The organism is Arthrobacter rhizophilus (genome assembly GCF_026241105.1).
In the GTDB taxonomy this organism is placed as follows: domain Bacteria; phylum Actinomycetota; class Actinomycetes; order Actinomycetales; family Micrococcaceae; genus Arthrobacter.
Window position 1 is genome coordinate 1 of the sequence record NZ_JAPFFT010000006.1, and the last position, 12662, is coordinate 12662.

The 12662-nt window shown below is 63.1% G+C and carries 10 protein-coding genes, 2 pseudogenes and 1 riboswitch; of the genes and pseudogenes, 5 read left to right on the top strand and 7 right to left on the bottom strand.

The annotated features are described in order from the left end of the window. Both OOZ51_RS06985 and OOZ51_RS06990 read right to left on the bottom strand, forming a co-directional pair. On the bottom strand, window positions 1-197 hold a 197-nt coding region (locus tag OOZ51_RS06985; protein WP_265978538.1), incomplete at its 3' end, for a transposase. A gap of 362 nt (window positions 198-559) precedes the next feature. After that, window positions 560-1138: pseudogene (locus OOZ51_RS06990) on the bottom strand (helix-turn-helix domain-containing protein); the annotation flags it as partial. Here OOZ51_RS06990 and OOZ51_RS06995 point away from each other — a divergent pair. The 3 genes and pseudogenes from OOZ51_RS06995 to OOZ51_RS07005 all read left to right on the top strand — a co-directional run. Then, window positions 1132-1380: pseudogene (locus OOZ51_RS06995) on the top strand (nitrilase-related carbon-nitrogen hydrolase); the annotation flags it as partial. The pseudogenes OOZ51_RS06990 and OOZ51_RS06995 overlap by 7 nt on opposite strands. Window positions 1381-2024: 644 nt before the next feature. After that, window positions 2025-2510, top strand: coding sequence for an META domain-containing protein (locus tag OOZ51_RS07000; protein WP_265978539.1), 486 nt, complete (start codon window positions 2025-2027; stop codon window positions 2508-2510). 63 nt (window positions 2511-2573) lie between these two features. Continuing rightward, window positions 2574-3839, top strand: a complete 1266-nt coding sequence (locus OOZ51_RS07005) for a chymotrypsin family serine protease (protein WP_265978540.1) — start codon at window positions 2574-2576, stop codon at window positions 3837-3839. A gap of 215 nt (window positions 3840-4054) precedes the next feature. On the opposite strand, the gene OOZ51_RS07010 is transcribed toward OOZ51_RS07005, so the two are convergent. Then, complete coding sequence (locus tag OOZ51_RS07010) at window positions 4055-5668, bottom strand: PucR family transcriptional regulator (protein WP_265978541.1); 1614 nt, start codon at window positions 5666-5668, stop codon at window positions 4055-4057. After that, complete coding sequence (gene alr, locus OOZ51_RS07015; RefSeq protein ID WP_265978542.1) at window positions 5658-6893, bottom strand: alanine racemase; 1236 nt, start codon at window positions 6891-6893, stop codon at window positions 5658-5660. Before alr ends, OOZ51_RS07010 begins: the two co-directional genes overlap by 11 nt. A 219-nt stretch (window positions 6894-7112) precedes the next feature. Between alr and OOZ51_RS07020 the strand changes: the two genes are divergently transcribed. Beyond that, a complete protein-coding gene (locus OOZ51_RS07020) occupies window positions 7113-8543 on the top strand; it encodes an amino acid permease (RefSeq protein ID WP_265978706.1) in 1431 nt (476 codons plus the stop codon). Next, a complete protein-coding gene (locus OOZ51_RS07025; RefSeq protein WP_265978543.1) occupies window positions 8540-10264 on the top strand; it encodes a flavin monoamine oxidase family protein in 1725 nt (574 codons plus the stop codon). The genes OOZ51_RS07020 and OOZ51_RS07025 overlap by 4 nt, the downstream gene beginning before the upstream one ends. Here the strand turns inward: OOZ51_RS07025 and OOZ51_RS07030 are convergent. From OOZ51_RS07030 to purU, 3 genes are all read right to left on the bottom strand, one after another. Then, window positions 10261-10785, bottom strand: a complete 525-nt coding sequence (locus tag OOZ51_RS07030) for a gamma carbonic anhydrase family protein (RefSeq protein ID WP_265978544.1) — start codon at window positions 10783-10785, stop codon at window positions 10261-10263. The genes OOZ51_RS07025 and OOZ51_RS07030 overlap by 4 nt on opposite strands. 93 nt (window positions 10786-10878) lie before the next feature. Next, window positions 10879-11568, bottom strand: coding sequence for a class I SAM-dependent methyltransferase (locus tag OOZ51_RS07035; RefSeq protein WP_265978546.1), 690 nt, complete (start codon window positions 11566-11568; stop codon window positions 10879-10881). Between the two features lie 92 nt (window positions 11569-11660). Beyond that, on the bottom strand, window positions 11661-12521 hold the full coding sequence (purU, locus tag OOZ51_RS07040; protein WP_265978547.1) for a formyltetrahydrofolate deformylase: 861 nt from the start codon (window positions 12519-12521) through the stop codon (window positions 11661-11663). 36 nt (window positions 12522-12557) lie between these two features. Beyond that, window positions 12558-12643: riboswitch (ZMP/ZTP riboswitch) on the top strand. Window positions 12644-12662 lie beyond the last annotated feature (19 nt).

Sequence of the window (12662 nt, forward strand, 5' to 3'; positions counted from 1 at the left end):
TCCTTCTCCAGCTCCCTGGTCCGTTTGGACGCCTCGGCGTTCTTCTCGGACCCGTACTGGTTCAGCCACCGGTACCAAGTGGCTTCGGTGACCTGGAGCTCCTTGACGACCTCGACCATCGGGCGCCCGTCATTGAGCATCTTCTGGCCCTGCCGGACCTTGGCGATGACCTGCTCGGGGGTGTGTCTGCGTGCCATGATTCGTGAATTTCCTCCTGCGTCCATTCTCGGACACGAAACTCACACAAACACTGGACTCCTACTCGGGGACCCAACCAGAGTGTCATGAGTGGCGCTTCCGATGCTCAGGCCGTGGTGGCACGTCGTCGCTGTGCCACCACGACGGATAGCGTGGCTCTGATTTACCTGCATTCAACGAACACAGAGACGGCACTCGAAGGCTAGGTCTCGCAAACCCCGTCTAGGTGTAGTCCGGCAAAAAATGAGTGTGAGGAATCATGAAAATAGGTGCAAAATCGGCCTTCACCTAGCCTTTCGGGGCCCTTTTGGACACGGCCTAGGTGTGTTCCGCAAAAAATCACGGCGAAAGAGTGCGGCAGTTATGCGCCGTCCCCTCGGCCCACCAACTCATCCGTGTACTGCAGCGCGATCCAAAGTTCTGCGCGCACCTGGGCCTGGTTCAAGTCGGTATCAAGAAGCTCGGCGAGCAGACCAATCTGACGGCGCACACTGTTGCGGTGCAGGCCCAACAGTTTGGCAGAGGCGTCCCAGCTGCCGTTCTCGCCTAGCCAGCCCCGGAGCACGGCCAACAGCGGATCCCGTCGTTCGGGCTCCAAGGCGAGTACCGGTTCAAGCAGCCGCGCGGCCAACATGGACCCGGCCTCACGCCCGAGGAGTCCGGTCACGGACCAGGTAACCTCGTCGACCCGGGCGCTCTTGCCACTCGATTGCACGCGGCTGCGGAGCGACGTCACCCGCTGGTGCGCTGTGGCGAGCCCGGTCAGTTCCGTCGGGTCTCCGATGACGAGGCGCCAACCGAGCTTTTCGACGTCCGCCAGGAGCGCGTCATCCACCTTCAAACGAGTAATCGCAGCGAATCCGTATTCGGTGACTTCAACCAGTTTGGTGTCGAAGAGGCGCCGCCACTGCAATAGCTCACGCACCGGGCTGTCGCCCGCGGGCCATTCGGGAGAGTCAACTCAATGTGGCCTACGCAAACCACAGCGGCCACGAGGACGGTTGTGATTTCCTTGGTGGAAGTGTGGTCGCCGGCCCAGACGGCTCGCTGCTGGCTGCCGCCGGTGACGGGGCCGCACTGCTGTTCGCTGAGATCTCCACGGAAAGCGTCAAGACGGCGCGGGAACAAGTGCCGTACCTGCGCGAACGCCGCCCGGAGCTTTACCGCGAGTGGGATTCGTAGCCCTATTTCTCTAGTGTTGGGGATTCGAGAGAGACGCGTCTTGCTGGGCGCCTGACGTCGGGTCCAACCTCAAAGACGGATATTTCAAAATAGAGGCTCATTGAGAAGCCCGCGTCCTCGTGAGTCTTCCTCACCCGGACGGCATGGATATCGGCATGGCAGAGACCGTTATTCCGAACCGTAGATATTCCCCGGCTGAGCGAATCTGTAATCTGCGAACCACACACCAAAGCCCGGGGACAACATGCCGGCTTTTCACGCAGCCCCATTTGGACAGGAGAGGCTTGCGGTTGGCGCGAGTTCATGACTTGGCCCTGCAGCCGGGGAACGTTGTGTTGAGATCATTTTTTACAATCGATGTTCTTAGTGGGCATGGGGTATTGACAGGGAGCCTGGTGGCGGAGGAGAGTCTGCTAACCGCGACGAGGATAGTCGTGGTTTCCAATGGATTTAGCGCATATTGGGGGAGTCATGGAACAGTGGCGTTTGAGTTTCCTAGCTAAGGGATCTCAGTCCAAATACCGTCTTGGAAGAGGACTTGATGCCGAGACAATCGGCACGGTCTCACGATGGCTAAGATCCCCGCTTCTCAGTCAGACACCCTCAATGTAAATTCTCGTCAAATCTACGTTGAGGGTGGAACGATGGCGAACATTCGCTGGTGGCAGAAGGCATTACCCATTCTGATCGCTTCTTTCGCGCTGGCGGCGTGTGGGGCAGCTCCCGGCCCGGGCACCGCTGCTCCGACCCCCTCACCGACGGAGACCTGCGCGTCGTTCCTGCCGACAGCTCCCTGCGGGACCTACGCGAGTGTTTCGGGCACGGAAGACGGCAAGGATCTTCCCTGGGCATCCTCCGGAGCTGTTACCGCGAAACTGCAGACCGTGGGCGGATCACTCCATTTGACCGTCACGACTACGTGTGGACCATTAGGCGGTCCCGCAACAAGGACAGGAACTGTTCTCACGGTCGGAGATATCGCCGTGGGTGCCGCCGCCTGCGCCGAACTCGCCGCCTCCCAGCAGCAGTGGGTCCTGGCCTTCCTTAAGAAGCCCATCGATATGGCATACAACAACGGCACTCTGACATGGACCAGCGGAACCGACTCGCTGGCCTTCAAGCCAAAGTAGCCATCCACCGCATCCCAGAGTCGAAGTCGTCCCCACGCACCGAATATTGAAGAAGGGGAAATCGTGAAGATCGCACTCGGTTCTATTCGCATGTGTTCTGCGCTGCTGTTGGCAGTCTCAAGTCTAGGAGCTGCTTCAGCTCAAGCCGACCCGAATCCGCCCACAGGTCCTGCCGGATCCAGTGAGATCGATCGCTACATGGCGGCCAAAGGGAATACATTTCTCGACACCCAGAAGGAGCTTTCGGACTTCAAACACTGGATCACCGAACAGCCCGGAATCGAACAGGCCGGTTACGTCGAGCAGGTGAACAATGCTGAGACCCGATCCTCAAAGATCCTTTGGAAAGGTCCTTCGGTCCTGCGTGACATTGTGAAAACCGAGGGCCAGGCCCGTGGGATATCAGTGACATTCTCAGAGCGCCCGTATTCGTTGCCTGAAATCCGTGCCGCCATCAAACGGATCGACGCCCAGAAGAAGGCAATAACGGCTTTGGGGTTCCAAATTGAGGGAATCGTCGGAGTTCGGGACGATGACGGAGCCATCGCAGTTGAAGGTCACGCGATTGGGGCCGCTGCCGTCGACACGGCAAGAGTAGCCGACGCCGCAAAACAAGCGGCAGGCACGGCGGTCAGATTGGTTGACGGGAAGCGAAGCACACCTGCAACACGTTCCAACGACTCCTCACCATTTAACTCGGGTGCCTACATGCAAACTGGCTCTTACTCCAAATGCACCACAGGATTCGCCCTCGCAGATGCGAATCGGACGTACACGATTACTGCCAGACACTGTGACCTCGGGCCTTGGTATGACCGCAACGATTGGGGTGTTTCCTTAGGAAGCGAATTCTGGGATTCTTCCGGGGGCCAATCATCGTTGATGACCGGGTACGGCAGCAAATGGATGTACGACGGCACGTGGGACAACAGCTGGGGCTACTCGAAGGCAACAGCCGGATTTCAAGACGTGTCTCTCGGGGATTGGATCTGCACAAGCGGCGGCAACTCCGGGGTCCACTGCGGAATCCAGGTCGAGGGCATGTGGTACTTGTGGGATGACGGCTACGGTAGCGCCTATAACATCGAGGCCTTCCAGATGACCTGGCCTCAGATCGCGGCCATTCAGGGCGACAGCGGCGGGCCCGTCCTCATGCCTTACTCAGACGGCACCGTAGGGGCCGTTGGGATGATCCAGGCCGTCCTAAATGCCCACTACGACAATTGCGGTTCAGTCCATGACCCCGGCTACCTGTGCTCGCAGGCAGTCCTCTTCACCTCAACCCGGACCATCGCAAATAACTATGGCCTGAGCCTAGTCACCTGGTAGCGTCACCGAAACCTGGCTTTACGCCCACGAAAGGCTGTGCGGGCCGGGATCCCGGCCCGCACAGCCTCTCTCGTCCGGGATGACTACCGCGGCCGCGATGGCGTGGGTCGTCGCTTTCTGGAAGCGGATGGCGAGCTGAAGATCACCGACCCTCGCCACGGCGGCCCTGGTCGCCCAATTCCAACGAACCAACCACAACGACGCCAGGATGCTGGCTAACCGCCGCCGTCCGCTCCACGCACCAACTCATCTGTGTACTGCAGCGCGATCCAAAGCTCTGCGCGCACCTGGGCCTGGTTCAAGTCGGTATCAAGAAGCTCGGCGAGCAGCCCGATCTGGCGGCGCACGCTGTTGCGGTGCAGGCCCAGCAGTTTGGCGGAGGCGTCCCAGCTGCCGTTCTCGCTCAACCAGCCCCGCAGCACGGCCAACAGCGGATCCCGTCGCTCGGGCTCCAAGGCGAGTACCGGTTCAAGTAGCCGCGCGGCCAGCATGGACCCGGCCTCGCGTCCCAGGAGTCCGGTGACGGACCAGGTAACCTCGTCGACCCGGGCGCTTCGTCCGCTGGACTGGACCCGTGAACGGAGCGACGTCACCCGCTGGTGCGCTGTGGCGAGCCCGGTCAGTTCCGTCGGGTCTCCGATGACGAGCCGCCAACCGAGCTTTTCGACGTCCGCCAGGAGCGCGTCATCCACCTTCAAACGGGTAATCGCAGCGAATCCGTAATCGGTGACTTCAACCAGTTTGGTGTCGAAGAGGCGCCGCCACTGCAATAGCTCACGCACCGGGCTGTCGCCGGCCGGCCATTCGGGAGAGTCCATTTTGATGCCCTGGACCACCCGCAGGGGAGCGGAGCGCGTGGAGGACAAGCTTTGCGCGAGGAGGTCCTTGAACCCGTTGATGTGCCGCGTACCGCCAGTAGCAAGGCTCTCCGGGTGCAGCAGCAATGCGGTGGCCAGCTGGCTCGGCGCGAGCGAACCGCTGGTCCGTTGCCGGACCAGCAACTCCAGCAGCCCCACCACGGACTGCACCACGCTGTTTTGGGCGGGAGCCAGCGCAACGTCCGAACCCAGAATCAGGGCGCCCAGGTTGGCATCCTTGGTGCTCCGCAGCGGGTGGCCGAAAACCATCGCGGAGCCCGGCTGCTCAAAGCCGTCCACCTCAACGCGCGGCCCTCTGCCCGAAAGGAGCCGCTCCAGCATTGGCTCCAGCAGTGAAAGCTCGACGCCGGTGCTGCCGCCGGCGGCGTGGGCGCGTGCACGGATCCGCCCGTCCGCGCCGACCAGCAGGGCCCAGACAGGCGCCTTTTGGACCAGCGCGGCGAGCAGTTCGTGTTCAGGTCGAGGCGAGAGGACAGCCCGCATGAGCTGCCTGTTGGTGTCCGCGAGTTGGCGGAAAACCTTCGCGTTGTCCGATTCCAGAAGCTGGGAGAACTCCAGTCCGATCGCGGCGAACGGGATGGATTCCGGGATCTCAATCAGAGTGAGTTTGTGCCGGCGGCAAGCCTTCAGCAGCTCGGACGGGACGGCGTCGAAATACGGCCTGATGCCGAACCCCAGCGCCGCCACCTTGGCCCCCACCAGCCGCTTCACGTAAGCGTCAACGTTCTCCTGGGAAGCGCCGTCGCCCAGGAAGGGGAGCCCTGCGGTCAGCAGGAACTCTCCCTCCGGGAGGTAGGGGGTGGGATCGTCCAGTTCGCTGGGCTCAACCCAACGCAGCAGTTCCTCGCCGCTGCCGCCGTCGTGGAGTATTTCCAACTCGGGCGGCAGCTGCTTGAGGAACTGATCGAGCGTGACAAAACTCAGGCGGCCCTGGCTCGGATCAGGCGACATCGCTCGGTGCCTTCCTGGCTGCGGGATCCTGGTAATCGGGGCACTCGTAAGCGCGGGACTCATACACGCGGGGGAGGCGCGGCGCAATCCGGTTGATGATCTCGTCCCCGTGGCTTCCGATTGCGGCGCCCCAATCGTCTGCGCTCGCAGCTCCTCCGGCCGGATCGCCGAACAGAACCGCCGTATCTCCGACCTCGATCCCGGATGCATCGGGACCCAGGTCCACCATGAACTGGTCCATGCATACCTTGCCGATCACGGGGACTTTTCGTCCGGCGATCTGGACCAGGCTGCGGCCGCTGATTCCCTTGGGGATGCCGTCGGCGTAGCCCAAGGGAATGAGACCGAGATGGCGCGGCTCATGCGTGATGGCTTGGTGTTCGTAGCTGACTCCGGTTCCCGCGGGGACTTTCTTGACCATGACCAGCGGTGCGGTGACGCTCAGTGCGGGGCGCAGTCCGAAGTCGGCGGGATTCAGGTGATCCGCGGGCGCCAGCCCGTAGATAGCCAGGCCTGCACGGACCATGTCGAAGTGGAATTCGGGCCGGTCCAGGATGTTGGCCGAGCTGGATACGTGCCGTAGTTGCGGGTCCAGTCCGGCGGCCCGCGCTTCGCGCACGGCATCCTCGAATTCCGCCACGGCGGCCGCGTTGCCCGGGTGCGCGGGAACATCGGCCCAGGCCAGATGGGTCCAGATGCCGCGGACCAGCACCGTGCCGTCTTGTTCGGCCTTGCGCGCGTGGGCCACCAGTTCTGGCCAGTCTTCCTTTCGTGCGCCGCCGCGGCTGAGGCCGCTGTCCAGTTCCAGGTGTACGACGGCGGGGCGCCCCAACTGCCTCGCGATACCCGCCAGGACCTCAAGCTGGCTGACGCTCCCAAGCGAAACGTCGACGTCGTACTCGAGTGCCTCTCGGATTGTTGCGCTGGTCTGGGATGCCAGATAAAGCCAGGACAAGACGGGCACGGTGATGCCCGCCTTGCGGAGCGCGATGGCTTCGCTGAGCTGCGCTGTTCCCAGCCAGTCAGCTCCTGCCTCCACTGCCGTGCGAGCTACATCCACCAGACCGTGCCCGTAGCCGTTACCTTTGACGACGGCCATGAAATACGGCGCGGCGGTGCGCTCCTTCAAGGCTTTGATGTTGTCTGAAATCGCAGACAGATCAACGCTGACCTGCCCGGAAAGCGCCGCTTCCGGCGTCGGTTCTGATTGTGCAATACGTCTCATGGTTGATCACTATAGGTCATTTTGCACCTCTATGAGAGCTGGCTCACAGGCTTACGGTGGACACGGGAAACCGCAAACTACTCTGAAGGGACGTCAACGGTGACTGTGCCTACCTCCACCCAGACCGAGCCAAGACAATCCACGAATACACAAGCCGGCACGGCCGCCCGCCGTCCGGGGCTCGGTGCGCAACTGCTGCGCCGGAAGCCCATCGGGCAGATGGTCAGCGAAGCCGGAAGCAGCGAAAGCGGAACGCCGCTGGTCCGCAGCTTCGGTGTCCTCCAGTTGACGATGATCAGTGTCGGCGCCACCCTGGGCACCGGGATCCTGGTGATCCTGGGCGAGTCCGTGCCGCTGGCCGGCCCCGCGGTCTGGATTTCCTTCGTGGTGGCCGGCCTTGCTGCCTTATTCTCCGCAGTGTCCTACGCGGAAATGGCGGGCCTGGTGCCCGTTGCCGGCTCCAGCTACTCCTACTCCTACGCCACCATGGGCGAAGGCATGGCCTGGATCTGTGGTTGGTGCCTCGTCCTCGAATACGCCGTCTCCGTGGCGGCCGTGGCCGTCGGCGCAGGGCAATACGTGAACGAAACCCTGGCAGCGTTCGGGCAATTCCTGCCGGACGCCATGTCCCAGCCGCCGGGCAGCGGCGGCGTGGTCAACGTCCCCGCCATGGCGATTGTGGTCCTCGCGATGATCCTGCTGGTGCGCGGCGCCAAGGAGAGCGCCTGGATCAACACTGTGATCGTGGCCATCAAGATTGTCATCCTGCTGTTCTTCTGCGCCGTTGCTTTCACGGCGTTCAATGCCGGGAACTTCGAACCCCTCATGCCGATGGGAGCCGCAGGCGTCTCGGCCGCCGCATCCCGAGTCTTCTTCTCCTATATCGGCTTCGACGCCGCTTCCACCGCCGGCGAAGAAGCCCGCAACCCCAAGCGCGACCTGCCCCGGGCAATCCTGCTTTCCATGGTGATCGTGACCAGCATTTACGTTCTGGTTGCCGTGGCCGCCATCGGCGCCCGCCCCTGGGAGTGGTTCGGCGGCACCGAGGCAGCCCTCGTCCAGATCCTCGAGGAAACCACCCACCAGCCATGGATCGCGCTCGTCTTCTCCATTGGAGCCGTGCTCGCGATCGCCAGCATTGTGCTGACGGTGCTCTATGGCCAGACCCGCATCCTGCTCTCCATGTCCCGCGACGGACTGGTCCCCGAAGTCTTCGGCCGCATCTCCCCGCGCACCGGCACCCCGGTGGCCGGAACGCTCATCGTAGGCACCGCCGTCGCACTCACCGCAGGGCTTGTCCCGCTCGGCGCGCTGGCCGATGCCACCAGCATCGGCACTCTCTTTGCGTTCGCGCTGGTGAACGTCGCCGTCATCTACCTGCGGCGCAACCGCCCTGAGCTCAAGCGCAGCTTCCGTGTCCCGCTCTACCCGATCACCCCCGTGCTCGGCACGCTGATGTGCGCCTACCTCATGGCCAACCTGGGCGCAGACACCTGGGTGGTGTTCAGCGGCTGGATGCTCGTGGGGATCGCACTCTACTTCGGCTACGGACGCCGGAACTCCAAGGTAGCGGCGCTGACCGAACAGGAATACCGTGAACTATCCGCAAGGGTCCCCGACCCGGAAACTGTGAAGGCAGAACTTTCATGACCACCGCCACCGAATTGCCCACGGAACCCACACCCCGCACGGGGAACACCGGGATTTCCCAAGCAACGCCGGCCGACGCTCCGATCACCATGCTGAACCCAGACTTCCCCTTCAGCTACGACCACTACCTGGCCCACCCCGACGGCCTGGCGGTTGTTCCGCCGGAACTGTACGGCACGCAGGTCGCCGTGATCGGCGCCGGCCTCTCGGGACTCGTCACGGCCTACGAGCTCATGAAACTCGGGCTGCGCCCCGTGGTCTACGAGGCTGACCAGATCGGCGGGCGGCTCCGCACCGCAAGCTTCCCCTCGGCTCCGGGAGTGGTGGCAGATCTCGGCGGCATGCGGTTCCCGGTGTCCGGCAAAGCGTTCTACCACTACATTGACCTCCTCGGCCTGGACACCCAGGAATTCCCCAACCCGCTCGCGCCCGCAACATCGAGCACGGTGATCGAGTTGGCCGGGCAGAAGCATTATGCGGCCACGTCCGCGGACCTGCCGGAGTTCTTCCACGAAGTTGCCGCAGCCTGGAAGACCGCAGTGAATGACGGTGCTGCCTTCCAGAAAATGCAGGAGGCCATCCGTGCCCGCGACACCAAGCGCATCAAGGAGCTATGGAACGAACTGCTGCCGCTCCTGGACGAACAGACCTTCTACGGCTTCATCGCCGCAAGCAAGTCGTTCAAGGAGGCCGGATTTGCGCACCGCGAGGCGTTCGGGCAGGTAGGTTTCGGCACGGGAGGCTGGGACACCGACTTCCCCAACTCCATCCTCGAGATCCTGCGCGTTGTCTACACCGACGCCGATGACCAGCACCGGCTCATCACTGGGGGAGCGCAGCGGCTCCCCGAGGCACTGTGGCACCACGCGCCGTCGGGCATGGCCCACTGGCCCGAGGGCAGCTCGCTGGCATCCTTGCACTCCGGTTCCCCGCGCGGAGCCGTAGACCGCATTGAGCGCGGCGGGAACGGCGATCTGTTGGTGCGCGAACGTTGGGGCCGCGAAACCGGCTACCCCGCCGTTGTGACCACGTGCCAGTCCTGGTTGCTGTCCACGCGCATCCACACCCAGGAATCGTTGTTTCCCTCGGAGCTGTGGACCGCGATAGAGCGTTCGCACTACATGCAGTCGTCCAAGACGTTCGTTATGGTGGACCGACCGTTCTGGAAGGACATCGACCCGGAAACGGGCCGCGAAGTATTGTCCATGACCCTGACCGACCGGCTCAACCGGGCAACGTACCTGCTCGACGACGGCCCGGACAAGCCTGCCGTCATCCTGCTTTCCTACACGTGGAACGACGACGCCTTGAAGTGGCTTTCGCTGAGCGCCGAGGAACGCGTCAAGCTCATGCTGCACTCGCTTGAGCAGATCTACCCGGGTGTGGACATCGCGAGCCACATTGTGGGCCAGCCCATCACGGTCTCCTGGGAGGCCGACCCCAACTTCATGGGTGCCTTCAAGGCGAACCTGCCCGGGCACTACCGCTACCAGCAGCGCCTGTTCACGCACTTCAAGCAGGACAAGCTGCCGGAGAGCCAGCGAGGCATCTTCCTGGCCGGCGACGACGTCTCGTTCACCGCTGGCTGGGCAGAGGGTGCGGTCACCACAGGCCTGAACGCTGTGTGGGGAGTGGTGAACCATCTGGGCGGTTCGTCCGTGGCTGGCAACCCCGGTCCCGGTGAACTGTTGGACGAACTGGGTCCGATCAGCCTGGACTAGCCCTCCGCGTGCATCTCGCGGTGCGCCGCGGCCAGCTCCCGGTAGTGGGCGGCGTTGCGCTTCACGCCGTCGAGTTCTTCCTCGCTCAGTTCGCGGCGCACTTTGGCGGGCACTCCGGCAACCAAGGAACGCGGCGGAATGACAGTTCCTTCGAGCACGACGGCGCCAGCGGCCACGAGCGAACCGGTACCGATCACGGCGCCGTTCAGGATGGTGGCGCTCATGCCGATGAGGCAGTCGTCCTCCACCGTGCAACCGTGCACGACTGCGCTGTGCCCGACGCTGACGCGCTCGCCTACGGTGCAGGGGAAACCGGGGTCGGCATGCAGGACCACGTTGTCCTGCAGGTTCGAGCCGGCACCGACGCTTATTGCGGCGGTGTCTGCCCGGACGGACACACCGTAGAAGGCGCTGGAGTCCTCGCCGAGGGTGGCCTTGCCGATGATCGACGCCGTGGGTGCCACGAAGGCGGTGTCATGGATGACCGGGGTGTCCCCGGCAAAGGTGTAAATGGGAGCCATGGGCCAAGCCTAGAACACGCCGTCTGGCCCGCCCATCCCAACTGACTCGCATTAGGTGTCGTTATGAGCCAGGAGAACGACAACAAATGCGACTCAGTTGGGTGAGGCCGCCGGCGTTCGGAGGACCAAGAACTGGTAGTGCTGAGTCCATTTCCCAGCGCCCGGCCCGGACTCGGCTCCCGTGCCCTCGGGCCAGGTCTCAAAGTGCTCCACGTCGCCGTGCGCCCCGAAGATCCGGCGCACGGCGTCGTCGCTCCGCCGGCTGAAGAACCGCCGCGGCTCGTCTTCGTCCTCGGGGTTTAGGACTTCTTCATCGTCACCGGACCAGAGTCCGACGGCGATTGGCGCGCCGGGTGCGGCGACCCGCACGAGTTCACCGACGACGTCGTGGATTCGAGTGTTGGGGACATGCAGGAGGGTACTCATGGTCCACACTGCGGGGAACGCGGCGTCGGCGAATGGCAAGTTGCGGCCGCTGGCCACACTCGCGTCCAAGCCCTTGGCCCGTGCCAGGTGGATGCTTTCCTCGGACAGGTCGACGCCGGTGTAGTGCAGGCCTGCTCGCACGAACTCCAGTCCTTCGACGCCGGTCCCGCAGCCCAGTTCGAACAGCGAATGCCTGTGTTCATCCTTGAGTAGACGGATGAACCAATCGCGGCATTCCGCCCGATGCGGCGTCAGGGCCCGGGTGTTCCCGGTGGGGGCCTGCCGGTCGTAATAAACGGCGAGGTCCGCCTCGTGGTCGACGCTTTCGTCGCTGGATGCCGTCGGGGTCCCGTCCATGCACCCAGCGTAGGACACCCAACTGACTAGCAGTAGGTGTCGCTATGAGGCGTCAAAACGACATTAAGTGCGAGTTAGTTGGGCGGGGAACGCTAGTTGAAGACCACCGTGCGGGTTCCGTCCAGAAGGACGCGGTGTTCGGCATGCCACTGCACCGCCTGCGCGAGGGTGCGGCCCTCGACGTCGCGGCCCATCTGCACGAATTGCTCTGCGGTGCGGGCGTGATCCACGCGGATGACTTCCTGCTCGATGATGGGACCCTCATCGAGGTCCGCCGTGACGTAGTGGGCAGTGGCGCCGATGATCTTCACTCCCCGTGCATGCGCCTGGTGATAAGGCTTGGCACCCTTGAAGGACGGCAAGAAGGAGTGGTGGATGTTGATGGCCTTGCCGCTGAGCTCGGTGCAGAGTTCGTTGGAGAGGACCTGCATGTAGCGCGCCAGGACAGTCAGCTCGATGCCGTGCTCATGAATGAGCGCAAGGAGTTTCGCCTCGGCTTGGGGCTTGGTGTCCGCGGTGACGGGGATGTGATGGAAGGGAATGCCATAGAACTCCGCCAGGCCTTCGAGATCCCGGTGGTTGGACACGATGGCCGGCACCTCGATGGGGAGCGTCCCGGAACGCTGTTGGAAGAGCAGATCGTTAAGGCAATGTGCGTCCTTTGAACCCAGGATCAAGGTCCGGACCTTCTGGCCCACAGGGTTGATCTGCCACTTCATCCCGAATGCCTCGGCCACCGGGGCAAGCGCCGAACTCAGTTCAGATTGGGTCGAGGACGTGGTGGCTTCCACCCGCATGAAGAAATTTCCCGTGCTGGGGCTGCCGTATTGCTGGGAATCGGCGATGTTGCAGCCAGCCTCTAACAATGCGCCTGCAACGGCGTGCACAATTCCGGGCCGGTCCGGGCAGGACAGGGTTACAACAAAAGACGTGGGCAGGGTGGATTCAGTCACACAGTCAAGCCTACCGTTGCGCACCTGTTGTACTGTTTAAGTCGTCGCGACTGGCGTTGGGTGGTGTACCACCAGGGAGCGGCATTGATGAAGACCACGGATCGTACGCCTGGGCCGAGGGTCACGTTTTACTGTCGCTGT